Consider the following 19,001-nt stretch of genomic DNA (forward strand, 5'->3'; position numbering starts at 1 on the left):
TCGGTCTACGGAGGGAGCCCGATGAACGCCGGCTTCGATGGTGGCATCCCGTACCGCTGCCTCGGGCGGACCGGGGAGAAGGTCTCCGTGGTGGGGCTGGGCGGCTTCCACCTCGGCAAGGTCCGCGACAGGACCGAGGGCGTCAGGCTGGTGCACGCCGCGCTGGAGAACGGCGTGAACTTCCTCGACAACTCCTGGGACTACCACGACGGCGAGAGCGAGCGCCTGATGGGCGAGGCGCTCAAGGGCGGCTACCGCGACCGGGCGTTCGTGATGACCAAGGTCGACGGCAGGACGGGGTCCTCCGTGCGCTCCCAGCTCGAGGAGTCGCTGCGCCGCCTCGCGGTGGACGTGATAGACCTCGTGCAGTTCCACGAGATCATCCGGCTGGACGACCCGAAGCGCATCTTCGAGGAGGGCGCCGCCGAGGAGATGCTCGCGGCGCGCGACGAGGGACTGCTGCGCTACATCGGGTTCACGGGACATAAGGATCCGCGGATCCACCTGCGGATGCTGGAGACGGCCGACTTCAACGCCTTCGTCTTCGACGCGGTGCAGATGCCGCTGAACGTCTTCGACGCGCAGTACAACAGCTTCGAGAAGCTGGTCCTGCCGCTGCTGGTCGAGCGGGACATAGGCGTGCTGGGCATGAAGCCGCTGGGGTCGGGCAGGATCCCGGAGACCGGGGCGGCCAGCGCCACGGAATGCCTGCACTACGCGATGAACCTGCCCACCTCGACCGTGATCACCGGCTGCGAGAACATGCAGGACCTGCAGCAGGCGCTGCATGCGGCACACACGTTCGAGCCGATGACCGACGGGCGGCTCACGGAGCTCCTGAGGCGCACCGCGCCGTACGCGGTGCGGGGAGCGCACGAGGAGTACAAGACGACGGAGAAGCACGACGGCACCGCGCGCAACCCCCAGTGGCTCGGCTAACCTCCGGCCAGCAGCTCGTCGACCTCGTCGGCGCCTCGTCGGTAGAGCTCCTTCTCGCTCGGCTCGAGTGCGTAGAGCAGCTGCAGGAACTCGCCGGCGTGCACGCGCTCCTCGTCCGAGACGTCTGCGAGCACCTTGATCGCGCGCTCGTCGTCTATCGAGTCCGCGATCTGCATGTAGAGCTGCACCGCCTCGTACTCGGCGGCCACGAAGTACCGGATCGCACGCACCAGCTCGTCGTGCGTCAGCCTCCGCTCGGCGTTCATGCCGGGCAGGAACGAGCCGAACTCCGGCATCGGATGCCTCCCCTCCGCGCCCGTGCTCGGCGCTGGTCGAGCTACCCTCCCCTGTTCATCCCCCCGGCGGCGCCGCACGATCGCTCGCCGTGCTCGATGCACGCGAAGAGGGCGTCGGTGTCGTCCTTGCGGCAGAGCTCCGTGCCCGGCGTCATCACGGCCGCCGCTCCCGCGGCCACGGCATAACGGGCCGCCCGGACGGCGTCCCATCCGCGCGCGAGCGCGGCGAGCATGCCGGCCACGGTCGAGTCGCCCGCCCCGATGCGGCTGCGCACGGGGACGGCGGGAGCGGCGATGCGCACCGTATCGCTGGAGGTGACCAGCACCGCCCCCCCTGCGCCGAGCGTGACGAGCACCATCTCCACGGTGCCGTCCTCCACGAGACGACCGGCGGCGGAAGCGGCGTCCTCCTCCGTGCGCAACTCGCGACCGGCGTACTCCCCCATCTCGCGGAAGTTCGGCTTGAGCAGGTACAGACCGCCGCCGTCCAGCGCCCGCCGCAGCGCGTCGCCGCTCGTGTCCACGACGCAACGCGCGCCGCGCCGCCGCGCGACCTCTGCGAGCCGCGCGTACAAGTCGGGCGGCGCGCCCGGGGGCAGGCTCCCGCTTCCGACGAGGAAGTCGCCGGCGGCCGCCTCACCCTCCGCCGCCTCCAGCAGCGCGTCGGCCTCCGCGCCGCTCATCGGGCAGCCGGGCATGCCGAAGCGGAAGGCGCTCCCCGTCCCGCGCTCGAACACCGTGAGGTTCTCCCGGGTCTCCTCGGCGATGGGCGCGACCGCGTGAGGCACCCCCTCCTCGAGCAGTCCCGACGCGAGACGCTCGCCCGTGAAGCCTCCCGCCGCGATGACGGCCGTCGCGGCGCCGCCGAGGCGGAGCATCGCGCGGGCGACGTTGACGCCCCCGCCGCCCGGGTCGCGACTGACGTCGCCGCAGCGCAGCTTGCGTTCGGGGACGACGCGCTCGCACGTGGCGCTGCGGTCGACCGCCGGGTTCGCCGTCACCGTGACCGCTCGGGGCGCGCCCACCGCTACAGCTCCCCGCTCGTCACGAGCGTGGCGCCCCTCTCCACCATCTCGCGGAGCGCCCGCTCGCCGTCACCCGGCGTGAGGTCCACCGCCCGGCACCCGTCGGTCACCACGGACACCCCGAAGCCGAGCTGCAGGGCGTCACGCGTCGAGTACAGGACGCAGTAGTCGGTCGCCAGACCGAGGAGCACGACGTCGGTGACGCCGCGCTCCCTCAGGTACCCCTCGAGCCCGGTGGACTTCAGGTGGCGGTTGTCGAAGAACGTGCTGTAGCTGTCGATCGTGGGGTCCGTGCCCTTGCGGATCACGTGGTCGACGTGCTCGACGTCGAGCCCGGAGTGGAAGCTCGCCCCCGGGGTGTTCTGGACGCAGTGGTCCGGCCACATCACCTGCGGCTCGCCGCGCAGCTTCCCGACGTCTCCCGGCTTCATCCCGGGGTGGTTGGACGCGAAGCTGCCGTGGTCGGGCGGGTGCCAGTCCTGCGTGGCCACGACGAGTCCGTACCGCGGCATCAGCGCGTTCGCCACCGGCACCGCCTCGTCGCCGTCGCGCACCGGCAGCGCGCCGAAGGGCATGAAGTCGTTCTCCAGGTCCACCACGATGAGCGCTTCCATACCGAGTTCCTTCCCTTCGCGTCGTCCGCTGCGGCATCCGACGGCGAGCGGCAGCGGCTCCGTCCTGGGCGGCCGGCGCCCGCCTCAGCCGCCCTCCGCGCGGCGTGCCTCCAGGATCAGCCGCGTCCGCAGGTCGTGCAGGCGCTCCTCGAGCCCCACGGGGTACGGGCGCGGGTCGAGGAAGCGCTTGTGGGAGTCGTCGAGCCGCTCGAGCTGCGCGAGCGTGCGCCGGCGGACCTCCGGCAGCGGCGGCGGCTCCCGAACCGGCTCGCCGCCGCGGAACACCGGCACCAGCAGCTCCTCGGCGGGCTCGTCGCGGCGGAAGGTCTTGGTGCGAGTCGGGTCGGCCGGATCGACGATCGTAACGGCACCCGGCGGCGGGTCCTCCACGAGGTAGACGGCGTCGCCGGCGAAGAGGCCCTCGCGCGTGAAGCGCCTGACCCCGAGCAGCCCCGGGACGGTCACCTTGACGGTCTCCTCGGAGACCTTGATCCGCGGCTCCCACCGGCCGCCAGGCTCACGGATGGCGGAGAGCTTGTAGACGCCGCCGAGGGCGGGCTGGTCCCACGCCGCCGCGAGCCGTGTCCCAACACCGAAGACGTCGATGGCCGCGCCCTCGGCGATCAGGCCGGCGACCACGTGCTCGTCCAGGTCGCTGGAGGCGACCACGACCGCGTCGGGGAAGCCGGCCTCGTCCAGGATCGCCCGCGCGCCCACCGAGAGCCCCGCGAGGTCGCCGGAGTCGATGCGGACACCGATCATCTCGTGCCCTCGCTCGCGCAGCCGTCTCGCCGCCGCCACGGCGCGCCTGACGCCCTCGAGCGTGTCGTAGGTGTCCACGAGGAAGGTGCCGTTGTTCGGCAACGCATCCGCGTAGGCCTCGAAGGCCTCCGCCTCGCTGGGGAACGCCATCACCCAGCTGTGGGCGTGCGTCCCGATCGCCGGGATGCCGAAGAGCCGCGCCGCGAGCACGTTGCTCGTGCCCGTGCATCCGCCGACGTAGGCCGCCCGGCTCGCCGAGACCCCTCCGTCGGGGCCCTGCGCCCGCCGTAGGCCGAACTCCACGACCGGACGCCCCTCGGCGGCCAGGCAGACGCGGGCCGCCTTGGTCGCCACGAGCGTCTGGAAGTTGACGATGTTGAGCAGCGCCGTCTCCACGAGTTGGCACTGCGCTATGGGCCCGGTGACGCGTACCAGCGGCTCGTTCGCGAACACGACGGTCCCCTCGGGAACCGCGTCCACGTCGCAACAGAACCTCAGGTCACGCAGGTAGGCGGGGAACCATTCCTCGAAGATCGGCTCCCCGTCGTTGCCCGTCCGGGCCGCCAGCCACTCCAGGTCCTCGTCGGTGAAGCTCATCCCGGTGAGGAACTCCGCGGCCTGCTGCAGGCCCCCCGCGACCGCGAAGGCGCCCCCGAAGGGGCTCTCGCGGAACAGGACGTGGAACGCCGCTTCGGTGTCGGCCTTGCCGCTCTTCACGTACCCGTAAGCCATCGTGAGCTGGTACAGGTCGGTGAGCATGCCGGATGTGCCGTACCCGTCCATCGGCGTCGCTCCCCTCGGCGGGTCTCCCGGCGCGTGGGCCGCCACTATTCTCCCACGACCCGCCGAGGACCGTCCGCCGCCCCGCCCCCCGTCATCGTCCGAAGACCCGGATCTCGCCTATCGAGGTGTCCTGGGCCGCGTGCGGGCCCGGCGAGGCGGGGTAGACGTCCTTGATGACGATGGTGAGGCGGCGCGTCTTGCGCGAGGGCACGGAGACCGTCTGGGAGCGCCTGGCGTCCTCGAAGCTCGCGTCCTGGGTGGCACCGTCGTCGAAGCGCAGCACGGCCGTCTTGAGCCGGCCGTTGGAGGTCCACCGGTCGGCCTCGTTGCGCTTGTCGTAGCCGGGCAGCACCTCCAGGCGCGTGACGGTCACCTCGCCGCCGAAGTCGAACGTCACGCTCTCCCCCACGCCGTAGCCCGGGGCGCCCTCCGCCCAGCAGGTGTCGCGGCGGCCGTCCACCAGGTTCGCCGGCACGTACGTGAACCCGCGTGCGGGGGGCAGCACGCTCGAGGCGCCCAGCGTCGCCCGAGCCGACAGGTCGGACTCGCCCGCCGCCGGGCCGGACTCGCCCGGCGCCGGGCCGGTCGCGTCGGCGAGGTCGTCCGGCATGCCCCCGTCGAGCGTCCCCATCCCGTCGAGGAGACCCGAGGCCATACGCTCCCTGAGCGAGTCGAGCCGGGCGCTGATCGAGTCGTCCAGCGACCCGAGCGGCGAGGTCGGCAGGTAGGATCCCAGAGGGGACGTCGTGGAGGTCGAGGCCGCCGACGCCGGCGCGGTCGCGAGAGCCGAGGCGGACGGTGTCGCGGTCGGCAACGAAGCCTCGGAGGGATCGGGCGGCCGGGAGCCGGCGGCCGAGATGCCGTACCGGTATGCCGCGAGCGCGGTCCCGCCCAGCAGGAGCCCCGCGCCCAGCGCCGCCGAGAGCACCTTCAGCCACAACAGGGGCGGGCGGGCCGGGATCGGCTCGACCAGCGGCGCCGTCGGAGCCGCGGCACCGCTGCGCAGAGGCTTCTCGCATGTGGGGCAGACCAGCCCGTCGTCGCCCGGGCCGTCCCAGCTCCCGCCCGAGCCGTCCCAGCTCCCCGGGCCGTCCCAGCTCCCGCCGCTGGTCGCGCCGCCTGCCACCTCACACGACCTTCCGCGCGGCGATCCAACCGTTACGCTGCTCGGGCTCGTCGCGCACGACCTCCCACTCGTCGCTCGCGAGGATCCAGGAGCGCGCGAGCGCGTTCTTGATGCAGCGCCCGCGGTTCGTGTCGTCCATGAAGACCCAGCCTCGGATGTGGGGCTGGAGCACGCGGAACTCGGCGTTGGAGGCGAACTCGCCGCCGTCGAGCACGACCAGGTCGAACCATCCCTCGCGTGCCGCGAGGTCGCGTACGACGTCGACGCGCTCCGCTCCGCGGGCCAGCTCCATCTCCTCATCGAACCACTCGCGGTAGCTGCCCGGCTCGAGCCGCTCCTGCCTGGTGCCCGCGACCTGCGCCCAGTACTCGTCCCACCCGTCGTAGTCCGCCACGGTCAGCGAGAGCCCGTGGTGCAACTCGACCGGCATGCCCTTCCCGCTGTAGAACTCGACGGCCTTGCGGTAGTTGTCCTCTTTCAGCTCGATGCTGTGCAGCAGCCCCGAGGACCGGGCGAGCGCCTGCGCGACCACCCACGTGGAGCCGTCGCCGTGCAGCGTCCCCACCTCCAGGCACTTGCGGACCTCCGGCCTGCTCGCCACCTCGTACAGGGCGTCGCCGAAGTCGTGCCCGCGCTCGATCTGTCCTCCCATCCGCCGTCCCTCCTCGTCCGGCTCCTTGCAGGAGTAGGAGTCTTTTCCCGGCCGGGAGCCGAGCCAGTCGGAAGCCGCGCCGATCCGTGGGTGCGGGACGGGGAGCGGGAACGGGTATCCACATCGTCAGGTGGTGATGGAGATGTGCTGGGGCTTCGGTCTGTTACTGGTGCTCGCCGCCGTGGCGGTCTGGTTCGCCGTCAACCCGGCGGGCACGCCCGGTCTCGGCGTCGGCGAGGACCGGGCGATGCGGCTGCTGCGCGAGCGGTACGCGCGTGGCGAGATCGGCGCCGAGGAATTCGACGAGCGCCGACGGCTTCTGGAGAGGTGATCGCATGATGTGGGACGGCTGGTGTCCGTGGTGCGGAGCCGGCGGGGGCGCGTGGGGCGCGGGCGGCTGGATCGCGATGCTCGCGATGATGTTCTTCGGGCTCCTGGTGCTCGCCGGATTCGTGCTCCTGTTCGTGTGGCTCGTCAGGAGCGCCTCGGGCGGAGCGGGGGGCGGCCGCGGCTACGGACGGCACGATCCCTCCGTCGACATCGCGCGCGAGCGCTACGCCCGCGGCGAGATCACCTCCGAGGAGCTCGAGCGCATAGAGCGCGACCTGCGGCGCTGACGCCCGGGGGCTCGGGCGGACGCGCCGAGGCCGCCGGACCGCTGACGGTCCGACGGCCTCCGGGGGCCGGTGCCCGCGGGGTGCTGCTCGTCTCCGAGGCCTAGGGCATCCCAGGCGAGTAGTCCGCCTCGCCTGTGACGGCGTCGGAGTCGGACTCCTCCACTGTGACGGCCAGCGCGACCTCCTCGCCGTTGACGAAGTAGGGCTTGTCTGGGCTGTGCGCCATGTCGTCCATGTCGAAATCGAACTCGCCGCGCGCGCCGCGGTCGGCGTGCAGGGCGACGAGCAGACGCGGAGTCAGTGGCTCCTCGGAGGCGATCCCGACCTCGACGTCGCGCGACGTCCCGGCCGGGACCTGCGCGAGCCCGACGCGCATGCCGGGCATGCCGTCGTCGTCGAGGTGCACGACGACCCACGAGTCGATCGGGGCGACCACGCGCTCGATCACGATGGTGTCGGTGGGGCCGGGCTGGTCGGACGCCTCCAGCGACGCTGCGCCCTCCCGCACGACCACGCCCTCCACGCCCTCGCCTCCGGCCGCCGTCGCCCACGCGAAGTACGCGACGAGGACGGCGACTCCCGCGAGGTAGGCGCCTATCTTCACTGTCCTGCTCATGATGTCGATGTCCTCCTCTACGCCGCGCGCTTGACCAGCGACGGCTTGAAACGGCGCAGCCAAAGTGAGCTCGACACGACGCTCACCGAGGACAGAGCCATCGCGGCTCCGGCGAGCTCGGGCCGCAGCAGGCCGAGGGCCGCCACCGGGATGCCGAGCGTGTTGTATCCGAGCGCCCACACGAAGTTCCACCGGATGCGGCGGATGGTCGCGCGCGAGAGCTCGATGGCGGTGACCACGTCGCGAAGGTCGTCCTTCATCAGCACGATGCCGCCGGTCTCCATCGCCACGTCGGTGCCCGCGCCCATCGCTATACCGATGTCGGCCTGGGCCAGCGCCGGGGTGTCGTTGATGCCGTCTCCGACCATGGCCACCGAAAGACCGGAGGCCTGGAGCTTGGCGACCTCGGCGGCCTTGTGCTCGGGGAGCACCTCGGCCAATACGTGGTCGGGCTCGATCCCCGCCTGGGCGGCGATGGCCTCGGCGGTGCGCCGGTTGTCGCCGGTGATCATGTACACGTCGATGCCCATCCGGTGCAGCCGCTCGACCGCCTCGCCCGACGCGGGCTTGAGCGTGTCGGCGACCGCGATGAGACCGGCGGGCGCACCGCCGACGGCGGCGAGCATGACGGTCTTCCCATCGCGCTCGAGCTGCTCGATGCGCGGCATCCACGCCGAGACGTCCACGCCCTCGCGCTCCATGAGCTTGCGGTTGCCCATCACGACCCGCCTGCCCTCCACCGAGCCCTCGACGCCGTGACCGGGGACGGCGGTGAAGCCCTCCACGTCGGGCAGGTCCATCTCCAGCTCCTTGGCGTGGGCGACGATCGCCTCCGCCAGCGGGTGCTCGCTGGAGCGCTCGAGGGCGGCCACGAGGCGGAAGAACTCCTCCCGGGGCACCTCCCCGAACGGCTCGTACTCGGTGACGACGGGCTTGCCGTGCGTGAGCGTCCCGGTCTTGTCGAAGATCGCGGCCTTCACCTTGTGCGTGGTCTCGAGCGCCTCGCCGCTCTTGATGAGCACGCCGTTCTCCGCGCCCTTGCCGGTGCCGACCATGATCGCGGTCGGCGTGGCCAGACCGAGCGCGCAGGGGCACGCGATGACGAGCACCGCGGTGCCGACGAGCAGGGCCCTCACGAACGGGGTGTAGACGTCGTAGAACTCGGGACCGACGAAGTTGGGTACCACGAACAGCCACGTAAGGAACGTCACGAACGCGATGACGACGACGGCGGGTACGAAGTACGAGCTGATCATGTCGGCGAAGCGCTGGATCGGGGCCTTGGAGCCCTGCGCCTCCTCGACGAGCTTGATGATCTGGGCCAGCGCGGTGTCGGCGCCGACCTTGGTCGCGCGGAACCTGAACGAGCCGAGCTTGTTGATCGTCGCGCCGATGACCGTGTCGCCGGGGTGCTTCTCCACCGGGATCGACTCCCCGGTCAGCATCGACTCGTCGACGGCCGAGGCACCCTCGAGCACCACGCCGTCGACCGGCACCTTGTCGCCCGGGCGGACGACGATGATGTCGCCGACCACGACCTGCTCGACCGGGATGTCGACCTCCGCGCCGTCACGGACGACGCGTGCCGTCTTGGCCGCGAGCCCCATGAGCTTCTTGATGGCGTCGGAGGTCTTGCCCTTCGCCCGGGCCTCGAGCAGCTTGCCGAGGATCACGAACGCGATGAGCAGCGCGGCGACCTCGTAGAACACCGGCTCGCCCATCAACGGTGGCACGAACGTGGCGCCGATGCTGTAGAAGTACGCCGCCGACGTGCCGATCGCGATCAGCGTGTCCATGTTGCCCTGGCGACGCTTCAGCGCGTGCCAGAACCCGCGGTAGAACTGCCAGCCGAAGATGAACTGCACCGGCGTGACCAGGACGAACTGCATGTACTTCTCGAGCATCATCGGGTCCCACACGCCGCCGAAGACGTTCGCCAACAGCTGGGCCGTCGCGGCGGGCACCGCCATCATGAAGGGCGGCACCATCGCGATGAGGAGCGCCGGGATCCCCAGCGTGAAGGCCCCGATGCAGAACCACAGCTGCCTGCGGTAGTGAGCCTGCTGCGCCGCGCGCTGCGTGTCCTCGCCGGCCAGCCCGACCGTCTCGACCTTCACGATCGCGGTGTAGCCGGCCTTCCTCACCACCTCGACGATCGCGTCGGCGTCGATGCGGGCCGGGTCGTAGTCGACCATCGCGCTCTCGGTCGCCAGGTTCACGCTCACGTCGCTCACCCCGGGGGAGCGCTCCAGCGTCTTCTCGATCACCGCCACGCACGACGCGCAGGTCATGCCCCGTATCTCCAATGAGAGGCGCCCCTCCTGCGACAGGGCGGGGACCTCCGTGACCGGGGCGGCGGCGTAGCCGGCGGCCTTCACGGCCGCCACGATGCCGTCCGCGTCGACCACGGCGGCGTCGTAGATGACGGTGAGCTTCTCGGTGGCCAGGTTCACGTTCGAAGAGATGACGCCGGGTGTGCGCGCGAGGGTCTTCTCGATCACCGCCACGCACGAGGCGCACGTCATCCCGGTGACCGAGAACGTCTGATCGATCCTGGAGACGTGCGCCTTGGGCGCGACGGGTGCGGCGCCCGGCGCGGGGCCCGGCGCGACCGGACACGCCTCGGCGGCGCGCTCTTCGGGCCGCGCGTCCTCCGGGGGCCGCTGCTTGATACGACTATCGGACATGTGTGTCTCCGATCCGTGTGTGTCTTAGGGGACGATGCCCGTTACTCGACGATGATGGAACCGCTGATCATCTGCATCTGGCAGTAGAAGCCGTACTCGCCGGCCTCCAGCGCCGGGAGCTTCACGGTCCTCGCTCCGCCGGTCAGGTCCTCGTAGACGTTGAAGTCCGGGACGATCACGCCCGAGAGGCACCCGCCGGGCGCCTGCGAGAACGTGATCTCGATCGGTATGCCTGCCTGAGCCTTGATGACGTTGGGGTCGAAGCTGCCCGCCGAGGTGTCGACCTCGATGCGCTGGACGCCGCCCTCGACGGTCGTCTCGGCCTCGATGGTCTCGCCCGAGCCCCCGCAGCAGCCGCACGCGCCGCCGGCTCCGCCGGCCGCGCCGCCGTCATCTCCGTAACCGTAGCCGCCGTAGGCGTCGAAGGCGGGCTGGAGATCCGCGTCCCCGCGCGTCGCCGCCACGGCGAAGGCGTAGGACGTGAAGAACACCGCCGCGAGCAAGCCGGCCACGAGCACGTACCTCGTGCTCTTGCGGCCGTCGATGCCGTCGGTCTGGATGGCCATCTCGTTCTCTCCTCTCCTGCCCGGCTAGTCCAGGACCTCCGCGCTGTAACCTGCCTTCTCGACCTCCGCGACGATCGCCTCGGCCGAGACCTTCTCCGGGTCGTACTCCACGGTCGCTGTCTCCGCGGCGTAGTCCGAACTGACGGAGCGCACGCCGTCCAGGTCGCCGACGCTCATCTCGATGAGCATCGAGCACGACGGGCAGTGGGTCCCTGTCGTCTTGATCTCTATGGTCCTCATGTCCTTGCTTCCTTTCCCGCTCGCCCCGCTCGTGCGAGGCGTATGCCGATATCTCGCATGCCTAGTATGTGAAAAGCCCGCCGAAGGCGAGTCCGGCGATCACGGCCGCTCCGACAGCCGACGCGATCACGAGCACCTCCTGCGGCGAGAAGCCGAGTATCGTCGGCGCTTCGGGTTCGGGCTTCGGCGCCCGGGCGCCCTTGTGCGCGCCCTTGTGCGCGCCCTTGCCGGCGCTTCCCGTCTTGCCGCTCGCCGGCAGGCAGGGCTCCGCGACCGGTTGGGCCGTGCGCTTGAGCAGGTACGCGAACAGCGCGATGACCGCCGAGCCGAGCAGCAACGGCCGCAGCGGGCTCGACGTGCTCGCCGGCCCTCCCGCTCCGACCTGCAGCTGGCCGGACATCATGCCCATCTGGCACGTCATCGTGTAGTTGCCGGCGGCCGTGGCGGGGATCTCCACCGCGGTGGTGCCGAACGGGGTGAGCGTCTGCAGGATGCCCAGCTGCGGGATCGCGAGCTGGTCCGAGCAGACGTTGCCCTCCTGGCGGTCGACGATCAGCCGCACCGGCTTGTCGGCCGGGATCGCGAGCACCTGTGGTTCGAACCGCGTGCCGCTGATGGTCAACGGGACCTCCACGACGCCGTCCTCCGCGGTGGCGAACTGCGACTCGTCGACCTCGACGGCCTCGGGGCCGCCCACGACGGCCGCCTTCAGCGAGTTCGCCGTGACGGGAGACCCGACCAGCATGAGACCCCGGTTCAGCATCACGAGGCCGAGCACGGCCACGATCACGGCCGCGACGACCATCATGCGCTGCTTGAACTTCGCGCCGAGCATCCCCGAGACGGTGCCGAAGGCCAGCATCAGCGGCGCGGTGCCCAGCCCGAATCCGAGCATCGTGACGGCGCCGGCAGCGGCCGAGCCCGCCCCCGCGGCCGCGAGCTGTGCGGCCTGCAGGGGGCCGCACGGCATCAAGCCGGTGAGCGCGCCGAACGTCACGGGTGTCGCGAGCGAGGAACGGCCCTCCTCGGCGTCGGCGTTGGCCTTCTTGCGCGTGCGCGAGATCGCGTCCGTCAGGGACTTCGGCGGCCGGAAGGTGAGCTTGCGCAGCGCCGGGAAGCGGCCGGACATCTGCAGGCCCAGCAGGATCATGAACGCCCCGGCGAAGACCGTGACCCAGCCTCGGATGCCGCCGATGTTCAGGATCGAGCCGATGCTGCCGAGAGCCAGCCCGACCATCATGTAGCTGAGCAGCTTGGCGCCCTGGTAGGCGGCGTGGGGGATCATGCGCCGGTACCACGGCCCTTTCGCCTCGCCTTTGACCGCGTAGGTCAGGACCATGCTCCCGCACATCGCCACGCAGTGGATGCTGGTGACGATCCCCACGCCGAGCATGGGCAGGAAGTAATCCAAACTCGTCTCCTCGTCGGTGCGCCGTGCGCTCGCGCGCGGGCGCTCTCACTCACGGGCAGGGAGTGATTCCTCGGCACCCTCGATGAAGGCGGCCGAGGACGGATGCCGCGCCGGGGATGCGGCCGCGCGGGGCTGGGGCCCCGGGCCGTGGCGCGGTCACGACGAGGTGTCAGATGAGTAGTCGGGTCCCCAGGGGGTCGAGAGGGGGCCGCTCCGCGCACGCGTCGCGCAGGGGCGTGAGGATCCGGGTGTCGTCGGCGAACAGCGGCTGTGCCTCACCGGCGCCGGCCAGGGCCGGAGCCTGCTGCGCGGCCGAGGAGACCAACGGCTCCGTGTCTGCCGCCGGTGCGGGCGACATCGAGCCGCATCCGCCCGCGGGCATCTCCTCCGCGCACTCGATCGGCATGTAGCCGAGCTCGGCGCAGGTCCGCTCGCACTCCGACGGCGTGGAGAAGGACTCGCAAGCCGCGGCGACCGCGGGGATGGCGAGGACCAGCGCCAGGGTCAGCAGCGCCACGATCCTCGTCACGATGTCGAGCCGTCGGTCCAATCGTCCTCCGCGTGCGGTCCGCCTCGCCGGCGTTCCTCCACGTCAGCGTACCGCAATCGGCATGCCAGCAGTCGCTCGCCGGGGAAGTGCCCGGCGCCGTCGCGGCCCGCCGGACGCGTTCCCTCAGTCGGTATCATCGGTCCTCGCCGCGCCCGTCATGCGCCCCTCTCCGGTGCGATTCCCGCGCCGAGTGGCTGTTCCCGGGGGCGCCGCGCCGCTTTCTCACTTTTCCCATCGGACTAGTGCGTGGCTCCCCGTTGACGCCGCCCACCGGCCGTCGTCCAATGCCTTCGAGCGGCGCGGGACTGGCCTGACAGCGGCACGGGACGGCAAGGAGGCCCCCAGGATGACGGCCGGCTCCATACTCGACACGATCGGCGGCACACCGCTGGTCTCCCTCGCGCGCGTCTCGGCCGGGCTGCCCGGAACGCTCCTCGGCAAGCTCGAGTCGTCCAACCCCGGCGGCAGCGTCAAGGACCGCATCGCGCTCTCGATGATCGAGGACGCCGAGCGGCGCGGAGCGCTCGGGCCCGGCGGCTCGGTGGTGGAGCCGACGAGCGGCAACACCGGCATCGGGCTCGCGATGGTGTGCGCCGCCAAGGGCTACCGGCTCGTGCTCACGATGCCGGACACCATGTCCGCCGAGCGCCGCGCGCTGATGGCGGCCTTCGGCGCCGAGCTCGTGCTGACCCCCGGCGTCGACGGCATGCGCGGGGCGGTGCGCGAGGCGCTGCGGATCTCCGAGGAGACCGGCGCGGTGCTCCCCCAGCAGTTCGCCAACCCCGCGAACCCGGCGGTCCATGCCGCGTCGACAGCCGAGGAGATCTGGAACGACACCGGCGGGGCGGTCGACGCGGTGGTCTGCGGGGTCGGCACGGGCGGGACGATCACCGGCGTCGCGCGCACGCTCAAGGCGCGCAGGCCCTCGCTGCTGGCGGTGGCGGTGGAGCCCGCCGAGTCCGACGTGCTCTCCGGAGGGATGCCGGGCCCTCACCGCATCCAGGGCATCGGCGCCGGGTTCGTGCCCGAGGTGCTGGACGTCGAGGCGATCGACGAGGTGATGACCGTCGGTTACGAGGAGGCGGCCGACGCCGCGCGCCGGCTCGCGAGGACCGAGGGAGTCCTGGCCGGCGTGTCCTCCGGCGCCGCGCTCGCCGTCGCGCTGCGAGTCGCGGCCCGGCCGGAGATGGCGGGTGCGACGATCGTGGTCGTGCTGCCCGACACGGGCGAGCGCTACCTCTCGACCGGCCTGTTCGACCCCGAGCCCGCCACGGCGCGGGAGCCGGCCGCCGCCCCGGAGCGCGCTGCCGCGCCGCAGGCGGCCGCCGCCCCGGAGCCCGCCCCCGTACCCGCCGAGGAGGCCTGAGGTGGAGCGCTTCGTCCGCTGCATAGGCTGCGAGATCCCCACGCCGGCCGACGTCGCCGGCCTCACACCCAACCCCGCCAGCCGCGAGATGCTCGGACGGCTCGCCGCCGTGGGGGTCGAGACAGCGTTCGACCGGTTCGAGGCGCAGCAGCCGCAATGCCCCGCCGGGCTGCGCGGCACCTGCTGCCGCATGTGCCAGTGGGGGCCGTGCCGCATCACGCAGCGCTCGCCCCGCGGCGTCTGCGGACGCGACATGCCCCAGGTCGTCATGGCGAACGTGATCCGCTCCCTGGCGGCGGGGATGGCGGCTCACGGGCGGCACGCGCACGAGGTGGTGCTGGCGGTGATCGCGGCCGCCGGCGGCGCGGACATCCCGCTTCGGGGCGAGCGGCGCATCCGGGAGCTCGCCGAGGCGTTCGGCCTGGACGGACCTGCCGAGGACGGCTCCCCCGCCGCCCTGCCCGAACTCGCCGAGCGCGTCGCGCGCGCGCTGCTGGACGACCTCGGCCGCCTGACCGCCGAGCCGATGAGCACGCTGGAGGCGTTCGCGCCCGCGGACCGGCGCGCCGTGTGGCAGGACCTCGGGATCCTGCCGCGTTCCGCGAGCTACGAGACGATGGAGACGCTGCACATGACGACGCTGGGCGGCTGCTCCGACTGGCGCGCGATGGCGGCCCAGGAGCTGCGCGACGCGCTGGCGTACTGCTACGGCACGCTGTTCACATCCTCCCTGGCGACCGAGATGCTCTACGGCGTGCCCGAGCCGCGCGACGCAGAGGTCGACTACGGCATCCTGAAGCCCGGACACGTGAACGTGCTGGTCCACGGCCACTCGCCGGTCATGGTCGAGGCCGTGATCGACGCGGTGCGCTCCGAGCGCGTGGAAGCGCTGGCGCGCGAGGCGGGCGCCGAAGGCGTCGTGCTCGGCGGGATGTGCTGCACCGGCGACGAGCTGCTCGCCCGCTACGGCATCCCCACCGTCACGAACATCATGGGCCAGGAGCTGGTGCTGGGCACGGGCGCGGTGGACGCCGTGGTGGTGGACATGCAGTGCGTCATCCCCGGCCTGAAGATCCTCGCGGACTGCTTCGGGACCGCGGTGATCACGACCTGCGCGTCCAACCGCATCCCCGGCGCGACGCACGTGCCCTTCGACCCCGAGCGTCCCGAGCAGCTCCGAACCGACGCGATGCGGATCGCCGAGGCGGCGGTGGCGGCGTTCGCCGCGCGCGACCGTTCGCGCATACGCATCCCCGAGCGCGTCACGCGCGCCCGCGTGGGGTGGAGCTACGAGGCGATCGTCGAGGCGTTCGGCGGCGCCGGGCGCCTGGCCGAGGAGCTTCGCGCCGGCACGATCCGCGGGCTCGCCACCGTCGTGGGCTGCAACACGCCGAAGGTGCCCTACGAGCGCAACCACGTGGAGGTCGCCCGAAGGCTGGTGGAGGCGGGGGTGCTGGTGACGACCACGGGGTGTGCGTCGCACGCGCTGCTGAACGCGGGGCTGTGCGACCCCGCCGCCGCCGAGCTCGCTCCCCCGCCGCTGCGCGCGCTGCTGGAGGGCGCCGGCGCGCCGCCCGTGCTGGCGGTCGGCGGCTGCGTGGACAACGCCCGCACTCTGCGGCTGATGACGGCGCTGTCGGAGGTCCTCGGCGAGGCGATGGAGGCGATGCCCTACGCCTTCGTGGGCGCGGAGCCGGGCAACGAGAAGACCGTCGGCCAGGGCGTGAGCTTCCTGTGCCACGGGGTGAGCCAGTTCTCCGGCTTCCCGGCGCAGATCCCCGTCGCTGTGCCCTCGGCCAAGCCCGGCGCGCCCGCCGACGACCTGGACGCCGGACGCAACGAGATCGTCGAGTTCTTCGCAGGCGACGGGCTGCTCGCCGAGATCGGCGCCAAGGTCTTCACCGACCCCGACCCCGCCAATCTGGCCGGCGCCATACGGATGCACCTGCGCCGCAAGAGGCTGGCGCTGGGCTGGGAGGGACCTGGCGCCGTCGGCGGGAGGCACGGCGCCGCACGGGACGATCCGGCACGACGCCGCGGCCACGCACGGCACCACTCCGACGAGAGGAAGGACGATCATGCCTAGGAGACGGATCGCGCTGCTCGCCGCCGCGGCGCTGGCCGCGGCCCTGCTGGCGCTCGCGGCCGGATGCGCGGGCGGGGCGGCCCGCGGCGCCAGGGACGGAGCCGTGGCGGAGAAGCCCACCCTCAAGATCGGCTACCTGCCGATCACGCACTCGGCGCCGCTGATGCTCGCCGACGCGGCCACGAGCGGCGACCTCGGTGACGCGAAGCTCGAGCTCGTGCCGTTCTCGAGCTGGCCCGAGCTCACCGAGGCGCTCAACACCGGTGCGATCGACGGCGCCGTGACGATGCTGGAGATCGCGCTGGCCAGCGCGGAGAAAGGCATCGACGCCAAGCTCGTCGCGCTGTCGCACCGCGGCGGCGACGCGCTCATCGTGGCCGAGGACATCTCCTCAGCCGGGGAGCTCGCCGGCCGCAGGTTCGCCATCCCGCATCGGCTCTCCGGGCACAACATCCTGCTGCGCACGGCGCTGGCGCGCGAGGGGCTGACCACCGACGACCTCGAGTGGGTCGAGATGCCGCCGCCGGACATGCCGGCCGCGCTCGCCCGCGGGGACATCGCCGGGTACGTGGTGGCCGAGCCGTTCGGGGCCAAGGCGGTCGCCGAGGGCTTCGGCAAGGAGCTGCTGCGAGCCGAGGAGCTCTGGCCGGACTGGCCGTGCTGCGGCCTGGTGCTGCGAGGCGACGTGCTCGCCGAGGAGCCCGAGGCGGCGCAGGCGCTCGTGACCGCCTTCGTGGACGCGGCCGACTCCATCGCGGCGGACCCCGTCGCAGCCGCGACGACCGCCGCCGACTACACCGCCTACGACGCGGCGCTGTGGGAGCGCTCCTTCGGCCTCGGCATCCGATACGACGACCTCACGCCGCGAGCCGACGAGGTCGCGCGCATACGCGACGAGCTGGCGGAGATGGAGCTGCTGAGCGGCTCCGCCGACGTGGACGCGTTCCTCGAGACCTCGCTGGTCGAGAAGGCCTACGCGGAGTAGGCGTGCGGCCGCTCGAGCGCATACTGCTGCCCGCCGCCGCCTTCGCCGCGCTCATAGGCGCGTGGCACGCGGCGGCGGGCGCGGCCGCCTCCGCGGTGCTGTTCCCGGGGCCGCGGGACGTGGCCCTCGGTCTCGCGGAGCTGGCACAGACCGGGAGGCTGGCGCCGTACGTGGCCGCCAGCCTCGTGCGCTTCGCGTCGGGCTACTTCGCGGCGCTGGCGCTCGCCGTGCCGCTCGGGTTGGCGTTCGGGATGGCGGCGCGGGCGTGGGCGGCCGCCGACCCGGTGGTGCAGGTGATGAGACCGATCTCGCCTATCGCCTGGTTCCCGCTGTTCACGCTTTGGTTCGGTATCGGGGAGGCGCCGGCCGTGGTGATCGTCTTCATCGCGGCCTTCTATCCGGCGCTGCTGGCCACGGTCGCCGCCGTCCGCTCCGTAGACCCGGCGCTGCTCCGGGTCGCCCGCAACTTCGGGGAACGGCGGCTGGCGCGCGTATGGCGCGTCGTGCTCCCTGCGGCGCTGCCGCGGATCATGACGGGCGCGCGGATCGCGATGGGTTCGTCCTGGGTCTTCCTGGTGGCGGGCGAGATGCTCGGCGTGCGCAGCGGGCTGGGCTTCCTGGTGGTGGACGCCCGCAACTCGCTTCGTACCGACCTCGTGCTCGTGGCGATCGTGCTGATCGGCCTGAGCGGACTGCTCGTCGACCGCGCCATCGGCATCACCGAGGCGGCCGTGCGCAGGAGGTGGGCCGCGTGAGCGACGCGAGGCTGGAGGCACGCGACTTGGGCAAGACCTACCACGCCTCCGCCGGGGGCGAGGTCGCGGCGCTGGACGGCGTCGACCTGAGGGTCGAGCCGGGTGAGCTCGTCGCGGTGCTGGGGCCCAGCGGCTGCGGCAAGTCGACGCTGCTGGCGCTCCTCGGCGGGTTCGAGGCGCCTACGCGAGGCGGCGTGATGCTCGACGGCGGACCGGTCGTCGAGCCCTCCCCGCGCGTGGTGACCGTGTTCCAGGACTACGCGCTCTTCCCGTGGCTGAACGTGCTGGGCAACGTCGAGTACGGCCTGCGCGCCCACGGCCTGCCGAGGAAGCGGCGGCGCGAGCGGGCGATGCGCGAGATCGCCACGGTCGGGCTCGCCGGCTTCGCGTCCTCGCGCCCGGCGGAGCTCTCCGGCGGCATGCGCCAGCGCGTCTCGCTCGCTCGAGCGCTGGCGGTCGACCCCGAGGTCGTGCTCATGGACGAGCCCTTCGGCGCGCTGGATGCCGTCACGCGCATGCGCATGCAGGAGGAGCTCGCGCGTGTGTGGCGCGCGGAGGGCGCCACCATCGTGCTGGTCACGCACGACGTGGATGAGGCCGTCTACCTCGCCGACCGCGTCGTGCTGCTCACGCCGGCACCCGGGCGCGTGCAGGAGGTCGTCCCCGTGGCGCTCCCACGCCCGCGCGAGCGCGACTCCGAGGGCTTCTTCCGCCTCCGCGCGCACATCCTGCGAGCCCTGCACCTCGCCGAGGAACGGACGCCGCCGGAATACGAGATCTGAGGGGCGCGCAGGGGGCGGCGAGGGCGCCGGATCATACAGACTGCAGAACCCAGCGAGCCACGGCCCAGAGCTGCGGCGCAGGAGTACTATGTCGGCAAGGCCTGCGGTCCCAAGCGCTTAGGCAGGCTGTGTAATCAAGGGTT

The 19,001-nt window shown here is 72.1% G+C and carries 20 protein-coding genes; 8 read left to right on the forward strand and 12 right to left on the reverse strand.

Features of this window, described 5'->3' with window-relative positions; genetic code table 11:
- The first annotated feature begins 45 nt into the window (after positions 1–45).
- Complete coding sequence (locus IBX62_05575; protein ID MBE0476549.1) at positions 46–939, forward strand: aldo/keto reductase; 894 nt, start codon at positions 46–48, stop codon at positions 937–939.
- On the opposite strand, the gene IBX62_05580 is transcribed toward IBX62_05575, so the two are convergent.
- From IBX62_05580 to IBX62_05605, 6 genes are all read right to left on the reverse strand, one after another.
- Positions 936–1,235, reverse strand: a complete 300-nt coding sequence (locus IBX62_05580) for a rubrerythrin (protein MBE0476550.1) — start codon at positions 1,233–1,235, stop codon at positions 936–938. The genes IBX62_05575 and IBX62_05580 overlap by 4 nt on opposite strands.
- Before the next feature lie 41 nt (positions 1,236–1,276).
- The gene (locus IBX62_05585) at positions 1,277–2,260 is read right to left on the reverse strand and encodes a 1-phosphofructokinase family hexose kinase (protein ID MBE0476551.1); all 984 of its coding nucleotides are present in this window, start codon (positions 2,258–2,260) and stop codon (positions 1,277–1,279) included.
- Between the two features lie 2 nt (positions 2,261–2,262).
- A complete protein-coding gene (gene pncA, locus IBX62_05590; protein MBE0476552.1) occupies positions 2,263–2,874 on the reverse strand; it encodes a bifunctional nicotinamidase/pyrazinamidase in 612 nt (203 codons plus the stop codon).
- An 84-nt stretch (positions 2,875–2,958) separates the two neighbouring features.
- Entirely contained in the window at positions 2,959–4,419 is a 1,461-nt protein-coding gene (locus IBX62_05595; protein ID MBE0476553.1) for a nicotinate phosphoribosyltransferase, read from the reverse strand.
- A gap of 91 nt (positions 4,420–4,510) precedes the next feature.
- A complete protein-coding gene (locus IBX62_05600) occupies positions 4,511–5,545 on the reverse strand; it encodes a discoidin domain-containing protein (protein ID MBE0476554.1) in 1,035 nt (344 codons plus the stop codon).
- Position 5,546: 1 nt separating this feature from the next.
- The gene (locus IBX62_05605; GenBank protein MBE0476555.1) at positions 5,547–6,197 is read right to left on the reverse strand and encodes a hypothetical protein; all 651 of its coding nucleotides are present in this window, start codon (positions 6,195–6,197) and stop codon (positions 5,547–5,549) included.
- Between the two features lie 136 nt (positions 6,198–6,333).
- Here IBX62_05605 and IBX62_05610 point away from each other — a divergent pair, with 136 nt between their 5' ends.
- Together IBX62_05610 and IBX62_05615 are read left to right on the forward strand one after the other, a co-directional pair.
- On the forward strand, positions 6,334–6,528 hold the full coding sequence (locus tag IBX62_05610; GenBank protein ID MBE0476556.1) for an SHOCT domain-containing protein: 195 nt from the start codon (positions 6,334–6,336) through the stop codon (positions 6,526–6,528).
- Between the two features lie 85 nt (positions 6,529–6,613).
- Positions 6,614–6,814 carry an SHOCT domain-containing protein gene (locus tag IBX62_05615; protein MBE0476557.1) on the forward strand — a complete coding sequence of 67 codons (201 nt, stop codon included), beginning with the start codon at positions 6,614–6,616 and terminating at the stop codon, positions 6,812–6,814.
- 100 nt (positions 6,815–6,914) lie between these two features.
- Here the strand turns inward: IBX62_05615 and IBX62_05620 are convergent, their stop codons facing one another.
- The 6 genes from IBX62_05620 to IBX62_05645 all read right to left on the reverse strand — a co-directional run bounded on the left by IBX62_05620 (position 6,915) and on the right by IBX62_05645 (position 12,884).
- Entirely contained in the window at positions 6,915–7,430 is a 516-nt protein-coding gene (locus IBX62_05620; protein MBE0476558.1) for a hypothetical protein, read from the reverse strand.
- A 17-nt stretch (positions 7,431–7,447) separates the two neighbouring features.
- Positions 7,448–10,117, reverse strand: a complete 2,670-nt coding sequence (locus IBX62_05625; GenBank protein MBE0476559.1) for a copper-translocating P-type ATPase — start codon at positions 10,115–10,117, stop codon at positions 7,448–7,450.
- 41 nt (positions 10,118–10,158) lie between these two features.
- Positions 10,159–10,683, reverse strand: a complete 525-nt coding sequence (locus IBX62_05630; GenBank protein MBE0476560.1) for a cupredoxin domain-containing protein — start codon at positions 10,681–10,683, stop codon at positions 10,159–10,161.
- 24 nt (positions 10,684–10,707) lie between these two features.
- The gene (locus IBX62_05635; GenBank protein ID MBE0476561.1) at positions 10,708–10,923 is read right to left on the reverse strand and encodes a cation transporter; all 216 of its coding nucleotides are present in this window, start codon (positions 10,921–10,923) and stop codon (positions 10,708–10,710) included.
- 61 nt (positions 10,924–10,984) lie between these two features.
- Positions 10,985–12,334 carry a sulfite exporter TauE/SafE family protein gene (locus tag IBX62_05640; GenBank protein MBE0476562.1) on the reverse strand — a complete coding sequence of 450 codons (1,350 nt, stop codon included), beginning with the start codon at positions 12,332–12,334 and terminating at the stop codon, positions 10,985–10,987.
- Positions 12,335–12,503: 169 nt separating this feature from the next.
- Positions 12,504–12,884 carry a hypothetical protein gene (locus tag IBX62_05645; GenBank protein MBE0476563.1) on the reverse strand — a complete coding sequence of 127 codons (381 nt, stop codon included), beginning with the start codon at positions 12,882–12,884 and terminating at the stop codon, positions 12,504–12,506.
- Positions 12,885–13,230: 346 nt separating this feature from the next.
- Here IBX62_05645 and cysK point away from each other — a divergent pair, with 346 nt between their 5' ends.
- Genes cysK through IBX62_05670 form a run of 5 tightly spaced genes read left to right on the forward strand, consistent with a single transcriptional unit; the run spans position 13,231 to position 18,858 of the window.
- Complete coding sequence (gene cysK / locus IBX62_05650; GenBank protein MBE0476564.1) at positions 13,231–14,250, forward strand: cysteine synthase A; 1,020 nt, start codon at positions 13,231–13,233, stop codon at positions 14,248–14,250.
- A 1-nt stretch (position 14,251) separates the two neighbouring features.
- On the forward strand, positions 14,252–16,336 hold the full coding sequence (locus tag IBX62_05655) for a carbon monoxide dehydrogenase (protein ID MBE0476565.1): 2,085 nt from the start codon (positions 14,252–14,254) through the stop codon (positions 16,334–16,336).
- Positions 16,329–17,321: an ABC transporter substrate-binding protein gene (locus tag IBX62_05660; GenBank protein ID MBE0476566.1), complete on the forward strand. Its 993-nt coding sequence runs from the start codon at positions 16,329–16,331 to the stop codon at positions 17,319–17,321. Before IBX62_05655 ends, IBX62_05660 begins: the two co-directional genes overlap by 8 nt.
- A 2-nt stretch (positions 17,322–17,323) precedes the next feature.
- Positions 17,324–18,076: an ABC transporter permease gene (locus IBX62_05665; GenBank protein ID MBE0476567.1), complete on the forward strand. Its 753-nt coding sequence runs from the start codon at positions 17,324–17,326 to the stop codon at positions 18,074–18,076.
- A complete protein-coding gene (locus tag IBX62_05670) occupies positions 18,073–18,858 on the forward strand; it encodes an ABC transporter ATP-binding protein (protein MBE0476568.1) in 786 nt (261 codons plus the stop codon). The genes IBX62_05665 and IBX62_05670 overlap by 4 nt, the downstream gene beginning before the upstream one ends.
- Positions 18,859–19,001 lie beyond the last annotated feature (143 nt).

Source organism: Coriobacteriia bacterium (genome assembly GCA_014859305.1).
In the GTDB taxonomy this organism is placed as follows: Bacteria; Actinomycetota; Coriobacteriia; order Anaerosomatales; family Kmv31; genus Kmv31.